The sequence below is a fragment of the Vibrio sp. 10N.222.52.B12 genome, from assembly GCF_002875385.1.
GTDB classification, from domain to species: domain Bacteria; phylum Pseudomonadota; class Gammaproteobacteria; order Enterobacterales; family Vibrionaceae; genus Vibrio; species Vibrio jasicida.
Window position 1 is genome coordinate 39391 of sequence record NZ_MDAW01000104.1, and the last position, 16922, is coordinate 56312.

A 16922-nucleotide genomic window follows, 5' to 3' on the forward strand; every position below is an offset into this window, starting at 1 on the left:
AGACCCGAGGTAAAAAGAATGGGTGGTATCAGTGTTTGGCAACTTTTAATCATTGCTGTAATTGTTGTATTGCTATTCGGAACTAAGAAACTACGCGGTATCGGTGGCGATCTGGGTGGTGCCGTTAAGGGCTTCAAGAAAGCGATGAGCGAAGATGATTCTGCGAAGAAAGAAGACAAAGACGCAGACTTCGAGCCAAAAAGTTTAGAAGAGCAGCAAAAGAAAGAAGCTGCTCCTGAAACGAAAAAAGACAAAGAGCAGGCGTAAAACGTGTTTGATATCGGTTTTTGGGAACTGGTATTAATATCTGTTGTTGGTCTGGTTGTTCTTGGTCCCGAGCGTTTGCCACATGCCATCCGCAGTGTCTCTCGTTTTGTCGGAGCAGCGAAGAGTATGGCAAATAGCGTCAAAGACGAATTGTCACACGAGCTAAAAGTCCAAGAACTGCAAGAAAACTTGCGTAAAGCTGAGCAAATGGGGATGGATGATCTGTCTCCTGAGCTAAAGTCTTCTGTTGAAGAACTGAAGAAAGCCGCGCAATCTGTAAACCGCCCTTACGCGGAACCAACCAAATCAGACGCAGAGCCGCAAGAAGCTGCAAAAGCGACTGAAACCGTTGAGAAAGCGGAAGAGATTAAGGTTACAGCGGCAGATAAGAAAGCCGAATAGTCTCATTAGGAGGAGCTACTAGACATTGGTAGCTCCTTTTTGATCTGGTTTTTAAAAAGAGGTTTGCCATGTCTACCGTCGAGCAGACACAACCTTTAATTAGTCATCTATTAGAACTTCGCAATCGACTGCTAAAAGCAATTGCCGCAGTATTGGTCGTGTTTGTAGGGCTAATTTATTTCTCCAACCACATTTATGAATTTGTTTCTGCACCTTTGGTAGAGCGTTTACCTGAAGGCGCGACGATGATCGCAACCGATGTGGCTTCACCCTTCTTTACACCGCTGAAGCTAACGCTTATCGCATCGGTGTTTGTCGCGGTGCCGTTTATTTTGTACCAAGTTTGGGCATTTGTGGCGCCCGGGTTGTACAAGCATGAACGTCGTTTGATCATGCCATTGTTATTCTCAAGTTCGTTGCTGTTTTACTGCGGTGTGGCGTTCGCTTACTTCGTGGTGTTCCCACTGGTGTTTGGCTTCTTTACCGCTATCTCTCTTGGTGGGGTAGAGTTTGCAACCGACATTTCGAGCTACCTCGATTTTGTACTAGCGCTGTTTATGGCGTTTGGTATTGCGTTTGAAGTACCAGTCGCGATTATCTTGTTATGCTGGACAGGCGCAACGACACCACAAGATCTGAAAGAGAAGCGTCCATACATTATTGTGTGTGCGTTTATTGTCGGCATGCTATTGACGCCGCCGGATATGATCTCGCAAACCCTTTTAGCAATCCCAATGTGTTTGCTGTTTGAGGTAGGCTTGTTCTTCGCACGTTTCTACACTCGCAAAGATGAAACGGAAGAGGCGGAAGCAGAAGAGTAATCTCTCCTTCTCAATAGAGAAAAGCGGCTTTTTCGAGCCGCTTTTTCGTTTTCTAAACCTAGCCAAATTATCTCACACGCTTGATGTATCCACATCGTGAGCAAACATACACCTCTTTAATCCCCATTAATTTCTCCCAAAGCCTGCGCTGACGACGCTGTAAGTAACCCCCATGTTTGCACATACATATCCCTATTTTTATTGGTTGTTTATTTGGGGGACTTTATGTGATGTTAGTTCCATTGTTAAATAAAGCTTCTGTATGTGATTCAGTAGGTTATCTACCAAATCAATACAGTCACATTTAACGGAATAAAGTTCTAATTATCTGAGATGGAAGTATGGTGCACGTTTGAAACGAGTTTAAAGGTTATTAGGTGAAGTGAGTTTGACTGTGTAACGACTTGTAATGGTTGAAAGCGGGAAAGGCGACCCATGAAGAGCCACCTTATTGCGGTTGGATTGGACTGAGCCAATTATCTCAGCTTAAGGACATAACCGCATTTAGAACAGACATAAACTTCTTTAATGCCGATTAGTTTTTGAATCCAACTGCGCTGCTGACGTTGCAAATAAACTCCATGATTACACATTATGAGTCCCATCTATTTTGATTTTATAAGCCGACGGGCATTTTATGTGAAATTATTTCCATACATGCAATGATGTGAATAATATAGTTATCCATCTCAAATATATGATTTTTTTATACTATACGTAAAGATCCCATACGAGCTCAAAGTCAGACGGAGGTTCATAACGTTTTCGTCCAAGTTGTTCGCTTTGAAGTCGGGATAAAAAGTGTGACAAGTAGAGAAGAAATTATTTAACTCTGAGCATATATCCACATCGTGAACAGACGTAGACTTCTTTAATTCCGATCAGTTTTTGCCAAAAAGTTCGTCTGTGGCGCTGTAGGTAAATATTGTGTTTGCACTGTTCCATAAATTGCCCAACTCAATAAGTGTATGAGCAATATTAGGAATCTTAATGGCTCTGTCTCAATAGCACGGATTTTTGAATTTATCAGCCGGTGCTATAGAAATAGAGTAAGGTGACTGAATGTGAGGTCTATAACCCTGAGGCTATTTGAGGTTAAACAGCGCTTCTGCGTTTTTAGTCGTTCGGGTGTCGATAGCTTCAAGGCTTTCCCCACGAAGTTCGGCCACGCGCGCCGCCACTAGAGAAGTATAAGCTGGCTCGTTGCGTTTACCACGATGTGGTACAGGTGCAAGGTAAGGACAGTCTGTCTCTAGAATCACCCAATTCATGTCCAGGTGCGGGATAACTTTATCCATGCCGCCGTTTTTAAACGTAGAAACACCACCTAGACCTAAGTGGAACCCTAGCTCATTGATCGCTTGCGCTTCTTCTACGCTGCCACCAAAACAGTGGAATACGCCACGCAAGCGACCGTCTTGTTCTTGACGCAGTAAGGTCAGCGTTTCTTCAATCGAGTCACGTGTGTGGATAACGACAGGCAAATCCATCTCTTTTGCCCAGTTTAACTGAGTCACAAACGCCATTTCTTGTTCCGCGCGGAAGGTTTTATCCCAGTACAGGTCGATACCGATTTCACCCACTGCAATGAAGTTGTGCTTTTCAAACCGACCACGAATGATTTCTAGTGTTTGCTCAACATTGCCATCTACATAACATGGATGCAGACCCATCATTGAGCGACAAACCTCAGGATAAGCCGCCTCGGTTTTTAGCATCGGCTCAATAGATTCAAGATCGATGTTTGGTAGCAGAATTCTATCAATGCCTTGTTCTAAAGCACGTTTCACCACCTCGTTGCGGTCGTTATCAAATTCGCTAGCGTAAATATGAGCGTGAGTATCGATCATGGTTGGTCTCTATGGTTCATCGGTGTATGGAATTAGTGAGAAGTATACTTGAGTGTGAGTGCTGGGTCATTTTCGGTTTTTTTCATGCCGTTTTTCCATATTGCTGCTCGCAAGGTGCATCAAGAGTGATATGATTTTGCCACCAGATGATTTGATCATCGTAACCTTCCAGACAAGGAGAAAGTGGTGTCTGTATCAATTCAAGGTCCATTCCCTGCACGCCGTATGCGTCGTATGCGTAAGCACGATTTTAGTCGTCGTCTGATGGCTGAAAACCAAGTTTCAGTAAACGATCTGATTTACCCAATGTTCATTTTGATGGGCAAAGATCGTCGTGAAAGTGTTGAATCGATGCCGGGTGTAGAACGTTTGTCGATTGATTTAATGCTAGAAGAAGCACAATACCTAGCAAACCTAGGCGTACCAGCAATCGCGCTTTTCCCTGTCGTAAACCAAGACGCTAAAAGCTTATGTGCTGCTGAAGCTTACAACCCTGAAGGTTTGGTTCAGCGCGCAGTACGTGCATTAAAAGAGCACGTGCCTCAAATCGGTGTGATCACAGATGTGGCACTCGACCCGTTCACTACTCACGGCCAAGACGGCATCATCGATGAAGATGGCTACGTGATGAATGATGAGACAACCGAAGTTCTCGTAAAACAAGCGCTGTCTCACGCAGAAGCAGGCGCTGACGTGGTTGCACCATCAGACATGATGGATGGTCGTATCGGCAAAATCCGTGAAGCACTAGAAGAAGCGGGTCACATCCATACTCAAATCATGGCTTACTCTGCGAAATACGCATCAAACTACTACGGTCCATTCCGTGATGCAGTTGGTTCATCAGCGAACCTAAAAGGTGGCAACAAGAAAAACTACCAAATGGACCCTGCGAATACAGATGAAGCGCTACATGAAGTGGCTCTTGATATCAATGAAGGCGCTGACATGGTGATGGTTAAGCCAGGCATGCCTTACCTTGATGTGGTTCGCCGTGTTAAGGCTGAGCTTCAAGTTCCAACGTTCGCTTACCAAGTTTCGGGTGAGTACGCGATGCATAAAGCAGCCATCATGAATGGTTGGCTGAAAGAACGCGAGACAGTGATGGAATCGCTACTTTGCTTCAAACGTGCAGGCGCAGATGGCATCCTGACTTACTTCGCGAAAGATGTAGCAGAGTGGCTAGCGGAAGAAAATGCACAAGCTGCAGAGCATCTAGTCAAAGCGCAAGAAGCGACAGACGAGTAATTATCGCTCAATGAGAAAAGCCAGACCGACAATTGTTGTCGGTCTGAATATACCCAAGTAACCTCAAGACGGAATACACACGGCTTGAAGTTACTTGGGTATATTTATTTCTGGAGAGTAAGACAATGACAATGCTGATTCGTGAAGGCACGCTGGAAGAGGCGATCCAAGTGGTAGCTCGTGTTACTGAGTTTGCACATGGTGAGACGGTTGAATCCATGGCTGAGCGCCTAGGAGATAAAAAAAGTTTAATCCTAGTGGCTGAGAAAGCAGGGACGATCCTAGGTTTCAAAATCGGCTACGAGTTAGATGAATATACCTTCTACAGTTGGTTTGGTGGCGTAGCACCAGAAGCGCGCAATGAAGGCGTGGCGCAAATGTTATTAGAAGCGCAAGAGGAATGGGTAGTAGAGCAGGGCTACAAAACTTTAAAAGTGAAATCTCGTAACCAATTTCCTGCCATGCTTCGCTTGTTGCTAAGAAATGAATACATTATTGAAAAGTTTGAAGAAAAACCGAACTTACGTGAGTCTAGAGTACGCTTCATTAAGGCGCTATAAAAAATAAATGAGATTTTTTCTCATTTAGGTATTGACTGTTAAATGAGAATCATTATTATTAAACCTGTCTTAGGGAATGAGGAAAGTTCACAAGGACGTTGAATTGCTAATTAACCGAGTGTTGAGAAGGTAATGAAACATTTTCCCCAGAACTTGCACTAATTCTTTTTGACACGACATTGCTCACATTGCTTCCAGTGTAATTTATAGCTTCTTGGTTAAGCTGCCATACAAATGGAAATAGCTTTACCACTTCTGCTAGGCGACCCAATTGGGTCGCTTTTTTCTTTTCTGTGATTTCTAATTGACGCCTCTATCGGCAACTTTTCCACATGTCATGATCATTTCAGGATCGTTGATCTTGTCTTTTGTTTTAAAATAATTTCCATTAAAACAATGGTTTATATTTGTTTTTTTCTGTCTTTATTTCCATGGGATAACCAGTGGATAATTTCTATAAACAGAGTTATCCACAGTGAGAGGTGTTTTTCGTGAATAACATCGGAAAATTTCCGCGAACTTGATCGAGCGAACAAGATAGATTCGGATCAGCAGTCATGGCATTCTAAGCAGATCTATTAAGTACTGATTTGGATACAGACAATTATGGCAAGTATTCCTGAAAATCCGTTGATTCTGATCGACGGTTCTTCTTATCTATATCGCGCTTTTCACGCTTACCCAGGCACGATGAGTAACGGTGAAATTCCAACTAACGCAGTTTACGGTGTGGTGAACATGTTACGCAGTATGATGCGTCAGTTTGCTTCGGATCGCATTGCGGTGGTTTTCGATGCGAAGGGTAAAACCTTCCGAGACGATATGTACCCAGAATACAAAGCGAACCGTCCACCAATGCCGGATGATCTTCGTTGCCAAATTGAGCCACTGCATAACGTCATTCGTGCAATGGGTCTGCCACTGATCTGTATTCCTGGCGTAGAAGCTGATGATGTTATCGGAACTTTGGCTTATCAAGCATCACAACAGGGCATGCCGGTTTTGATCAGTACAGGCGATAAAGACATGGCTCAGCTTGTCGATGATAACGTCACCTTGATCAATACCATGACTAACGTCGTGATGGATCGTGAGGGGGTGATTGAGAAGTTTGGTATTCCACCAGAGCTGATCATCGATTACCTAGCGTTGATGGGCGATAAAGTCGACAACATCCCCGGCGTTCCGGGTGTTGGTGATAAAACTGCAACTGCACTTCTGCAGGGGATCGGCGGTCTAACTAAGCTGTATGAAAACCTCGACGATATCGCTGCGCTTGGTTTCCGTGGTTCCAAAACCATGGCGAAGAAGCTTGTGGACAACAAAGACGATGCGATGATGTCTTATGAGTTGGCAACCATCAAGTTGGATGTGGAGCTGGAAGAGACGCCAGAATCATTGCTAAAAGCAGAGCCAAGCACAGATGAGCTGATCAAACTGTACGGTCAGTTGACGTTCAAGTCTTGGTTGAATGAGTTATTAGAAGGCGGCACAGGTGTCGTAGAAGCGGATGAATCAACCGGCGCAGTGCGTGGTGGTTCTGCTTCATCTAAAGCAGATATGGACACCTCAGCAGTAAAAATCGACCGTAGCCAATACGAAACCATCCTGGATGAAGCTTCATTTAATGCTTGGTTAGACAAACTAAAAGCGTCTGAGTTATTTGCGTTTGATACCGAAACCGACAGCCTAGATTACATGGTGGCAAACCTAGTAGGTCTATCATTTGCGACCGATGAAGGCATTGCGGCTTATGTACCAGTGGCCCATGACTATCTAGATGCGCCTCAGCAACTTGATCGTGATTGGGTACTCGAACAGCTTAGGCCAATTCTTGAAGATGAAGCTCAATCGAAAGTTGGTCAAAACTTAAAATACGACGCATCTGTGCTAGCTCGCTACGGCATTGAGATGAAAGGTATCAAGCAAGACACTATGTTAGCGTCTTACGTTTACAACAGCGTAGGTGGCAAACATGATATGGACAGCTTGGCACTGCGCTTTCTACAACACAGCTGCATTTCATTCGAGCAAATCGCAGGTAAAGGTAAGAATCAACTGACCTTCAACCAAATCGATCTGGATGAAGCTTCACCATACGCCGCGGAAGATGCGGACGTGACACTTCGTCTACATAACCGTTTGTTTGCCAACATCGAGCAAGATGAGAAGCTAAAAACCGTATACGAAGAAATCGAAATGCCACTTGTACCAGTGCTGTCTCGCATTGAACGCACAGGTGTACTGATTGATGACATGAAGCTTAGTGCGCAGTCGGTAGAGATCGCCGCACGTCTGGATGAGCTTGAGCAGAAAGCCTATGAGATTGCAGAGCAAGAGTTCAACATGAACTCACCGAAGCAGTTGCAAGCACTTCTGTTTGAGAAAATGGGTCTGCCAGTCATCAAGAAGACACCATCAGGGACGCCTTCTACTAATGAAGAGGTGCTGCAAGAACTGGCTCTGGATTACCCACTACCAAAACTGATTTTGGAATACCGTGGTCTGGCGAAGTTAAAATCAACGTACACCGACAAATTACCGAAGATGATTAACCCATCAACGGGCCGTGTGCATACTTCTTACCACCAAGCGGTTACTGCAACGGGACGTCTATCTTCAACCGATCCTAATTTGCAGAACATTCCAATTCGTAACGAAGAAGGTCGTCGTATTCGTCAGGCATTTATTGCACCGACGGGATATAAGATCTTGGCAGTCGACTACTCTCAAATTGAATTGCGTATTATGGCGCACCTGTCAGGTGACCAAGCGCTGCTTGATGCGTTCCGTGATGGTAAAGATATCCATGCAGCAACGGCGGCAGAAATCATGGGTGTTTCTATCGACCAAGTCTCAAGTGAACAGCGTCGTCGTGCAAAAGCGGTTAACTTTGGTTTGATTTACGGAATGAGCGCATTTGGCTTAGCAAAACAGCTCGGTATTCCGCGTGGTGAAGCGCAGGCTTACATGGACAAGTACTTCGAACGTTACCCTGGTGTAATGCAGTACATGGAAGACACGCGTAGTACTGCTTCTGCACAAGGTTACGTAGAGACGATTTTTGGTCGCCGTCTGCATCTTCCTGAAATTCAATCTCGTAACGGTATGCGTCGTAAAGCTGCTGAGCGTGCCGCGATTAACGCGCCGATGCAGGGTACCGCTGCGGATATCATCAAGAAAGCGATGTTATTAGTGGATGAGTGGATTCAGCAAGAAGGTAATGGTCGAGTGAAACTTCTCATGCAAGTGCACGATGAATTGGTTTTTGAAGTTGAAGAGTCTTCTTTGTCCGAAATTGAAAATAAAGTACAGAATTTGATGGAATCTGCAGCAGAACTGAAAGTGCCTCTAGTGGCAGAAGCAGGTCACGGTGATAACTGGGACCAAGCACACTAGTCACTTTTAAATCAATTTTACTAATTAAACATGAGCCAGCGCACAAACGCTGGCTTTTTTGTGCTAATAAAAAAGCAATTCAATTGTGAGAATTATTGTTGCTTAATAAAACTTTCATGAAAAAAAATTACAAAAATTCTTTGCAAATCTGACCAATTGTTGTACATTATCTCTCGTAGGGTACAGAGGTAAGATGTTCTATCTTTCAGACCTTTTGTTTCACGTTATTGGATTAGGCTGATTCAGCCGCCCCAGTCAGTTTTTGACTGGGGCGTTTTTTATTGGGCGAAAGAAAATTTTTCTTTTTGATCAATAAGTTAAAATAGTCCACAAAAATGCACTTCTTTAGACCTCTCTAAGTTACTGTCAAATCTAGCTTTTTCATTCCAATTTATTGCGTTATTCATGCTGTAAATTTACGCCAGTCACACTATTATTTTTTCTCGAAAGAAACTAAGTTACGTCTTTTTGATGTTCTGCTTAACTTAACTATATGAATAATAGGGCTATTGTGTCGTGTGGGTGAGGGTGTTTGGTTTGAGGTAGAAGATAAGATTGCTTTTTAACCTATTGAAATCGAATCTCAGTTCAGTAATGCTTCGCCACATAACAATAATTACCAATTTTTCTCTCCCGTTATCCCTGCCAGGAAGGTGGGGATTTTTATTGCCTGAAATTCATCTTTCTTACTCCCAGATAAGCAAAAGCCCCACCAAAAGGCAGGGCTGTGTCGAAAAAATTTAACAAATTTTGTTAATTATTCTTCGTTGCTCTCTTGAGCGTCATCTTGTTCGTCTTCTTCAAGAAGGTGTGCGATTGCCGGTGCAAACCAAACGTCCAGTTTGGCACGAAGCTGATCAACTCCCAGACCTTTCAATGAAGAGAACACATCAACCGATACATCGCCACCAAACGTCTCTGCTTGTTTGCGAATTTTCAGTAGTACCTGTTTACGAGCGCCGCTTTTTAGCTTGTCAGCTTTAGTCAGCAGTACTTGCACAGGGATGCGGCTGTCGATTGCCCAGAAAATCATTTGCTGGTCGAGATCTTTCATTGGGTGACGAATGTCCATTAGAACCACGAGACCTTTTAGACACTCACGTTTCTGTAGGTATTCACCTAATGACTTTTGCCATTTGTTCTTCATCTCAACCGGTACTTGAGCGAAGCCGTATCCTGGCAAATCGACGATATGACAACCTTCTTGTACTTTGAAAAGGTTGATCAATTGAGTACGACCTGGGGTCTTTGATGTCTTCGCTAGACTTTTTTGGTTAGTCAGGCGATTCAGTGCACTCGATTTACCAGCGTTTGAGCGTCCTGCAAACGCAATTTCGACACCTTCGTCCTCCGGTAAGTGACGAATATCGGGTGCGCTGGTGATGAAATGCGTGTTTTGGTAATGAATTTTTACGCTCACTGTTAACTCCATCTCGACTTTGTGTAGTCGATTGATTACTTTTTTGTGAAATTGTGTAAAATAACCGTGCTCGGCATAAGGTCGCCTATTGTACCATGAGTGTACGCGGTATGTTCACATTCCGTGGTACTGGAAGCTTGATAATTATAATGGAATGTCATGAAGAAATTAGCGCTAATTTTGAGTCTTTTAGCCAGTTGCTCAGTATGGGCCCAAGGTAATATTGAAGCTGGTAAAGCAAAATCACAAACCTGTGTCGCCTGTCACGGAGCAGATGGTAACAGTGCACTAGCAATGTACCCGAATCTTGCAGGCCAACACGCTAAGTATCTTGAGAAGCAATTAAAAGATCTAAAACTAGGTATGACTAGTGGTGGTAAACAAGGTCGTTACGATCCTGTAATGAGTGGTATGGCTATGCCACTAAGTGATGAAGACATCGCGGATCTATCTGCTTACTATGCCTCTTTACCTATTGCAGAGAGCTCAACCCCTGAAAATGTGGTCGAGCAAGGTAAGGTACTTTACACCGCTGGTGATGCAGAGCGTGGTCTAACCGCATGTATCGCGTGTCACGGTCCTCGTGGTAACGGCACTGAGCTTTCAGGTTTCCCTAAAATTTCTGGTCAGCAAGCTGACTACATCAAAGCTCAGTTAGAGAAGTTCCGTGATGGTGCTCGTGGTAATGATATGAATGCCATGATGCGTGACATCGCAAAGAAAATGACAGACGAAGACATCGAAGTTCTGTCGAAATACGTTGGCGGTCTGCACTAAGCCCCTACACCGCGTTCGAGCAAAGTTATACAGGAATGCCCCAACTATTGGTTGGGGCATTTTTGTTTGTGGCTTTGTGTGATCTCGATCTTATTCAATGTTAAACATAAAAGTGATAGATAGCTTGAAGCCTTGTGAGACATTTGCCATACGTGATCGATGCGATTTCTCTCTATAACTTTTAAGTTATTGATAAAATGGGTTATTTATTTATGGCAAAAAATTAGTGTCATTAATTGCTTTTGGTGACTTGTTGGTTTTTACGAAACCCGTAAAGTAGACGGTGTTCACAAGGAGTGAACCTCAGGAATTTAGACCATGGATATAAGGTCTCCAAGGACGCAAGCGAAGGACGTTTGGTAGTCGGAAAAGGGACTTAGATAGGCAAGGAGCCTATCAGATATGGATGGTCATCTAGTCTAACGGTTAAGACAGCGAAACGGATCAGGCTTCAGGAAGTAGCTCAGTAAACAGGAAGTGAAAGGATAGCCAAAACTCATCAGGAAGATGAAGAACAACACTTTTTGGCAGGGAAAGCTTGAAAAACAAAAGGATTCTTGGTGCACCAGATGTGTGCAACACAGTTTCGCCACTTATTGGTGGCATTCAGAAAGCGACAGTCTCACTGTCGCTTTTTTTATATTCATTTTTGCCAATCAAAGTTTTTTAACAAAAACTGCTGAAAAAGTATCCAGCAACACTCCAATCTGTGTCCACTTTCTGGTATGTTTCGCATCCCTGTTTGAGGAAGTCAGCATGCACACCTGTCCTTTATGCCAGAATCAGCGCACTCACCACTTTTTTGAAGATAAGCGACGCGAGTATCTTCAGTGTGAACAGTGCAGTTTGGTATTCGTCAATCCAGACCAACGTTTGGATGCGAAAACTGAAAAAGCTCACTATGATCTGCATGAGAACAATCCTGAAGATATGGGATATCGACATTTTTTGTCGCGAATTGCTGACCCAATCGCAGAGCGAATTTTACCACAATCGAACGGAATCGACTTTGGTTGTGGTCCAGGCCCTACGCTTTCATTAATGTTAGAAGAAGCGGGGCACAACATGGCGTTGTATGATCTTTACTATCACCCTAATACATCGGTGTTAGAAAAGCAGTATGACTTCATGACAGCAACAGAGGTGATCGAACACCTCTACCACCCCGATGTGGTGTGGAAGCAATGGTTGAATTTAGTTAAGCCAGGTGGCTGGATAGGCCTGATGACGAAAATGGTCATCGATGTAGAAGCCTTTCAATCATGGCATTATAAGAACGATCCTACTCACGTGGTGTTCTTTAGCCGTGAAACGTTCCAGTTCCTAGCTGAGCGGGATAAGCTCGAACTCGAATTTATTGGTAATGATGTAATTTTACTGAGGAAAGCCCAGTAATGAGCCGTAGTAAAAAATCTAGAAAGCCAGGTGCAGCAGGCGCACCTGAGTTTGTTGTCACTCGTAACCGCACAGAATCTGACGTTGAAGGCCGTCTACGCAAGCGCGCTAAAAAGCGTAAAGGCTTGAAGACAGGTAACCGTAACTCAGAAGTGAATGAACAGAAGAAGCAATCGGCTGCCCAAAATCGTGATCCACGTTTAGGTAGTAAGAAGAAAATTCCTCTGATCGTTGAGCCAGCGAAGAAGATGACAAAACAAGAGCGTCGCCTATCGGCTGAGCAAGAGCTAGAGATGCTAGAAAACGATGCGCAATTGAACGTGTTGTTGGATCGCATTGAAGCGGGTGAGAACCTAGGCACGGGTCTACAGAAGTTCGTAGATGAGAAGCTAGATCGCATCGAAAAACTGATGGACCAACTTGGTCTCCTTGAGCCGGAAGAAGAGGAAGACTTCACCGCTCCTGCTGCTAAAGGCACTCGCAACGACGATGACCTACTAGCGGATTTCGATGACATCAACTTCGACGACTACAAAGGATAAGTAATTCATGAACGTAACCTTATTAGCGATTGCGGGTGCTGTGATCATTATCGCGCTGGCTTCATATGCAGGTTACCTTCTGCTTCAATTGAAAAAGCAAAAGGAATTGCAGCTGAAGCATAAAAAATTGGCGATCGATAAACGTAACGCCAACATTTTTGAGAACGTGCATACTTTGTGTCAGGCTGGCATTCAAGGCCAGTGTGATTTATCTGAAATCAGCATTCGTGTATACAACATCATGGACTATGTTCAGGGTGAAGACCGTGTGGATTTTGATAAAACGTACCCAGCGATTTCTGAGCTTTACCATATTGTGAAAGATATGGCGCGTGGTGAAGACCGACAGCAACTTGCGAAGAAAGAGCGTATGCAACAAAACTTGGATCGCCATAAAGCAGAACAGCGCTTGACGGATACGATCGTAGAAGAACTCAAAGTGTTGCAAAAAAACGTCCAGCCACTGAATAACCAAATCAATATTCAGATGATCTAGTTTGTATCCCCAATGGCTTCCTTATTGCTATTGGGGGTATCGTGATCACGCTAGCACTTCTTTGGTTTTATACTTAAAAAGCCACCTGCGGTTACCGTTGTTGCCTTTGTCATATGGCAAAATAACGACCTCTGAATATTGGGTAACGATTTTCGTTGCCCTCGCATTTAACGGAAAGTACCACCATGTCGAATCAACATACTGAATCGAAGCAGCAAATTGTCTGGGATCAAGCGGTATTGGATAAGTACAACTATTCCGGTCCTCGCTATACGTCGTACCCAACGGCACTGGAGTTTCATGAAGCATTTACCATTTCAGACTACGATATGGCATGCACTCAATACCCAGATCGTCCGTTATCTTTGTACGTTCATATTCCGTTTTGCCACAAGCTTTGCTACTACTGCGGCTGTAACAAGGTCATTACTCGTCATTCGCACAAAGCAGACGAATACCTAGACGTACTGGAGCATGAAATTCGTCAACGCGCATCGTTGCTTGGTGAGCGTACAGTCACTCAACTGCACTTTGGTGGTGGTACACCAACTTTCTTGTCTGAAAAACAAATCACTCGTGTGATGGATTTATTGCGCCAAGAATTTATCTTTAATGCGGACGCTGAAATCAGTATTGAGGTGGACCCGCGTGAAATCGAACTAACCATGCTGGATCATCTGCGCAGTGAAGGTTTCAATCGTCTGAGCATTGGTGTTCAGGACTTCAATAAAGAAGTTCAGCAGCTCGTGAATCGCGAGCAAGATGAAGAATTTATCTTTGCCATGGTCGCACGCGCCAAAGAGCTTGGCTTTCGTTCAACGAACCTCGATCTAATTTACGGCTTACCGAAGCAAACGAAGGTGTCCTTTGCTAAAACACTTGAACAAGTGTTAGAAATGCAGCCGGGTCGTTTATCTGTGTTTAACTACGCGCATATGCCTCAGCTATTTGCTGCGCAGCGTAAGATTAAAGACGAGGATTTGCCGAAAGCTGAAGAGAAGATGGCGATTCTGCAAGACACGATCGCGACACTTACGGGAGCTGGTTACCAATTTATCGGTATGGACCACTTTGCGATGCCAGGTGATGAACTTGCCGTCGCCCAGCGTGAAGGTATTTTGCACCGCAACTTCCAAGGCTACACCACGCAAGGTGAGTGTGATTTGGTCGGCTTTGGTGTTTCTGCGATTTCCATGATTGGTGATGCGTACGCGCAAAACCAAAAAGAGTTGAAGAAGTACTATGCTCAAGTGAATGACTTGCGTCATGCACTCTGGAAAGGGGTTTCTTTAGACTCAGATGATTTGCTACGCCGTGAGGTGATTAAGCAGCTTATCTGTAACTTTAAACTGGATAAGAAAGCGATTGAGTCTGAGTTTGCAGTGAAGTTCGAACAGTACTTCAAAGAAGATCTACAGCTTCTACAAACTTTCGTTGATGACAAGTTGGTAGAAGTGGATGAGCGTGAAATTCAGGTGACACTTCGTGGTCGCTTATTGATTCGTAATATCTGTATGTGCTTCGACAAGTACCTACGAGCGAAAGCGCGTCAGCAGCAATTCTCTCGCGTTATCTAAGCTCTCAATAGATTTCGGATATAAAAAAATGCCAGCAAATGCGGGCATTTTTTATGTCTTTCGCGGCAATTAAACGCGATCTTTCACTTTCTCTTTCAGTTCAGTTTTTTCTGCATCTGATAGGAAAGCGATGTCTAGACCGTTGATTTGCGCTTGGCGAATTTGCTCTTTAGTCAGACCTGCTGCTGGTGCTGCCACTTCGTATTCGTATGGCAGTTCAATACCTTCAACTGCTGGGTCGTCCGTGTTCAGACACGCCAGCACACCGTGCTCTAGGAATTGCTTAAGCGGGTGGTTAGCTAGCGATTCAACCGTACTCGTTTGGAAGTTTGACGTCAGGCAAGATTCAATACCAATGCGGTTTTCTGCTAGGTAATCCATTAGCTTAGGATCGTGAATCGCTTTTACACCATGACCGATACGAGTTGCACCTAACTCTTGAATTGCTTGCCACATGCTTTCTGCGCCCGCCGCTTCACCCGCGTGAACAGTAACACTTAGGCCTGCATCACGGACTTGCTTGAAGTGAGAGACAAAACGGTCACCTGGTTGGCCAAGCTCATCACCTGCTAGGTCAACGGCTACGATGCGATCTTTTTGGCTCAGGATACCATCCAGCTCTTGCTGACAAGCATCAGTACCAAATGTACGGCTCATAATGCCAATCAGGTTCGCCTTGACACCGAAATCACGCATACCCGCTTGCACACCATCAACCACGGCTTCCACAACGCCTGCCACTGGCAGTTTGTGTTTCATCGCCATGTAGTATGGTGAGAAGCGAAGTTCAGTGTAGTCGATTTGTGCGTTTAGAGCGTCTTCTACGTTTTCATAAGCGACACGACGACATGCGTCTAGATCGCCCAGTACTGCCACACCCCAGTCAAGCTTAGAAAGGAAAGCAACAAGAGATGGCTCAGCTTCAACAATTTGAACGTGTGGAGTAAGAGACTCAATATCATAAGCTGGTAGCGCAATACCAAATTGCTGACCAAGCTCAAGAATAGTCTTAGTGCGAATGTTACCGTCAAGGTGACGGTGCAAATCAGTCAGGGGAAGATTCTTAGTTATCATTATGTCGATCCGGGTTGTATGTTGTGAACAGGAACTCAGCCCAAACATTATCGATGACAATACATGGGGAAGATTTGCAGTTAAGTATAAATAACAGTTAGGTAGATTGTCAGTAGATGATGACTAGGAAATCAACGATTTCAGCTCTTTTCTACTTCATGTTAACTAAATGTGTTGGCCAGTCTTCCAGCGGTAATGGGCGGCTATAGTAAAAACCTTGTACTTGGTTACAACCTAATGCGCTAAGCAGCTTTGCCTGCGTGGCTGTCTCTACGCCTTCTGCGACGACATTGGTTTTCATGCCTTTGGTGATGTTCACTATCGCGGCAACAACAGAGCTGTCGAGGTCTTCTTCACTGAGTCGGTTGATAAAGGTGCGATCTATCTTCAAGCATGTAAATGGTAGCGCATGAAGGTACGCTAAAGATGAGTAACCAGTACCAAAATCATCAATGGCAATCCCTAATCCCATTTGACGCAGTTTGATCAGGTTATCCAATGTTGTTGGTGCACTATCAATGATACGAGACTCAGTAATTTCTAATGTGACATTATTGGCTGGCAATTGAGTCGTTTTCAGGACGCTGCTGACGGTGTCGACAAAGTCAGGACAAGAGAGTTGGTTTACTGAGACATTCACATGCAATTGGAAGTTCTCAGGCCACTGTTTTTTGTCGATGGCTTTACGTGTGTCACGGCATGCTTGGAAGAGTATTTGTTGCCCTATTGCTTTGATCATGCTGCTTTCTTCTGCGATTGGGATGAAATCTAATGGAGAAACCATTCCTGATTCACTGTGCCAACGAGCTAAAGCTTCTGCGCCACAAATGTTGCCGCTTGCCAGATCGACGATAGGTTGATAGTAGGGCACGAATTCACGATTATCGATGCCCGTCTGAATCTTGGCCTGCATTTGAGTGCGGAACTTTGAGGCGCTGGCCATTTCTGGACTGTAGTGACAAACGCTAGCTAGCGAATCTTGCTTCGCATAGCTTAAGGCGATGCTTGCGTTGCGTAGCCACAGTGACATCGATTGCTCTGATTTTGTTCTGACTACCCCTATCGAAACCTTGATTAACCTGAGATCGGTTTAA

14 protein-coding genes and 1 pseudogene are annotated in these 16922 nt (G+C 44.3%); 11 read left to right on the forward strand and 4 right to left on the reverse strand.

What is annotated here, in order from left to right:
* The first annotated feature begins 18 nt into the window (after positions 1 to 18).
* The 3 genes from tatA (at position 19) to tatC (ending at position 1490) form a co-directional block, all read left to right on the forward strand.
* Positions 19 to 267 carry a Sec-independent protein translocase subunit TatA gene (tatA, locus tag BCT11_RS07750; RefSeq protein WP_038870001.1) on the forward strand — a complete coding sequence of 83 codons (249 nt, stop codon included), beginning with the start codon at positions 19 to 21 and terminating at the stop codon, positions 265 to 267.
* A gap of 3 nt (positions 268 to 270) precedes the next feature.
* Positions 271 to 669: a Sec-independent protein translocase protein TatB gene (gene tatB / locus BCT11_RS07755; protein ID WP_038870003.1), complete on the forward strand. Its 399-nt coding sequence runs from the start codon at positions 271 to 273 to the stop codon at positions 667 to 669.
* Positions 670 to 737: 68 nt separating this feature from the next.
* Positions 738 to 1490, forward strand: coding sequence for a twin-arginine translocase subunit TatC (gene tatC / locus BCT11_RS07760; RefSeq protein ID WP_038870004.1), 753 nt, complete (start codon positions 738 to 740; stop codon positions 1488 to 1490).
* Positions 1491 to 2575: 1085 nt separating this feature from the next.
* On the opposite strand, the gene BCT11_RS07765 is transcribed toward tatC, so the two are convergent.
* Complete coding sequence (locus BCT11_RS07765; RefSeq protein WP_102387834.1) at positions 2576 to 3340, reverse strand: TatD family hydrolase; 765 nt, start codon at positions 3338 to 3340, stop codon at positions 2576 to 2578.
* Positions 3341 to 3526: 186 nt separating this feature from the next.
* On the opposite strand from BCT11_RS07765, the gene hemB reads away from it, so the two are divergent.
* The 3 genes from hemB to polA all read left to right on the forward strand — a co-directional run bounded on the left by hemB (position 3527) and on the right by polA (position 8547).
* Positions 3527 to 4588, forward strand: a complete 1062-nt coding sequence (hemB, locus tag BCT11_RS07770; RefSeq protein ID WP_039975926.1) for a porphobilinogen synthase — start codon at positions 3527 to 3529, stop codon at positions 4586 to 4588.
* Between the two features lie 125 nt (positions 4589 to 4713).
* Positions 4714 to 5148, forward strand: a complete 435-nt coding sequence (locus BCT11_RS07775) for a GNAT family N-acetyltransferase (protein WP_038877011.1) — start codon at positions 4714 to 4716, stop codon at positions 5146 to 5148.
* Between the two features lie 606 nt (positions 5149 to 5754).
* Positions 5755 to 8547 (forward strand): DNA polymerase I, encoded by a 2793-nt coding sequence (gene polA / locus BCT11_RS07785; protein WP_102387835.1) that lies wholly within the window; start codon positions 5755 to 5757, stop codon positions 8545 to 8547.
* Positions 8548 to 9304: 757 nt separating this feature from the next.
* Here the strand turns inward: polA and yihA are convergent.
* Positions 9305 to 9967, reverse strand: a complete 663-nt coding sequence (gene yihA / locus BCT11_RS07795) for a ribosome biogenesis GTP-binding protein YihA/YsxC (protein WP_038870014.1) — start codon at positions 9965 to 9967, stop codon at positions 9305 to 9307.
* A gap of 159 nt (positions 9968 to 10126) precedes the next feature.
* Here yihA and BCT11_RS07800 point away from each other — a divergent pair, with 159 nt between their 5' ends.
* The 5 genes from BCT11_RS07800 (at position 10127) to hemN (ending at position 14754) form a co-directional block, all read left to right on the forward strand.
* The gene (locus BCT11_RS07800) at positions 10127 to 10744 is read left to right on the forward strand and encodes a c-type cytochrome (RefSeq protein WP_038877007.1); all 618 of its coding nucleotides are present in this window, start codon (positions 10127 to 10129) and stop codon (positions 10742 to 10744) included.
* A gap of 756 nt (positions 10745 to 11500) precedes the next feature.
* On the forward strand, positions 11501 to 12139 hold the full coding sequence (locus tag BCT11_RS07810; protein ID WP_038870124.1) for a class I SAM-dependent methyltransferase: 639 nt from the start codon (positions 11501 to 11503) through the stop codon (positions 12137 to 12139).
* Positions 12139 to 12681 (forward strand): Der GTPase-activating protein YihI, encoded by a 543-nt coding sequence (gene yihI, locus BCT11_RS07815; RefSeq protein WP_038870017.1) that lies wholly within the window; start codon positions 12139 to 12141, stop codon positions 12679 to 12681. The genes BCT11_RS07810 and yihI overlap by 1 nt, the downstream gene beginning before the upstream one ends.
* Before the next feature lie 7 nt (positions 12682 to 12688).
* Positions 12689 to 13177, forward strand: coding sequence for a DUF2489 domain-containing protein (locus BCT11_RS07820; protein ID WP_038870019.1), 489 nt, complete (start codon positions 12689 to 12691; stop codon positions 13175 to 13177).
* Between the two features lie 185 nt (positions 13178 to 13362).
* A complete protein-coding gene (gene hemN, locus BCT11_RS07825) occupies positions 13363 to 14754 on the forward strand; it encodes an oxygen-independent coproporphyrinogen III oxidase (protein ID WP_102387836.1) in 1392 nt (463 codons plus the stop codon).
* A gap of 69 nt (positions 14755 to 14823) precedes the next feature.
* On the opposite strand, the gene add is transcribed toward hemN, so the two are convergent.
* Positions 14824 to 15828, reverse strand: a complete 1005-nt coding sequence (add, locus tag BCT11_RS07830) for an adenosine deaminase (protein ID WP_102387837.1) — start codon at positions 15826 to 15828, stop codon at positions 14824 to 14826.
* A gap of 151 nt (positions 15829 to 15979) precedes the next feature.
* Positions 15980 to 16906: pseudogene (locus BCT11_RS07835) on the reverse strand (EAL domain-containing protein); the annotation flags it as partial.
* Positions 16907 to 16922 lie beyond the last annotated feature (16 nt).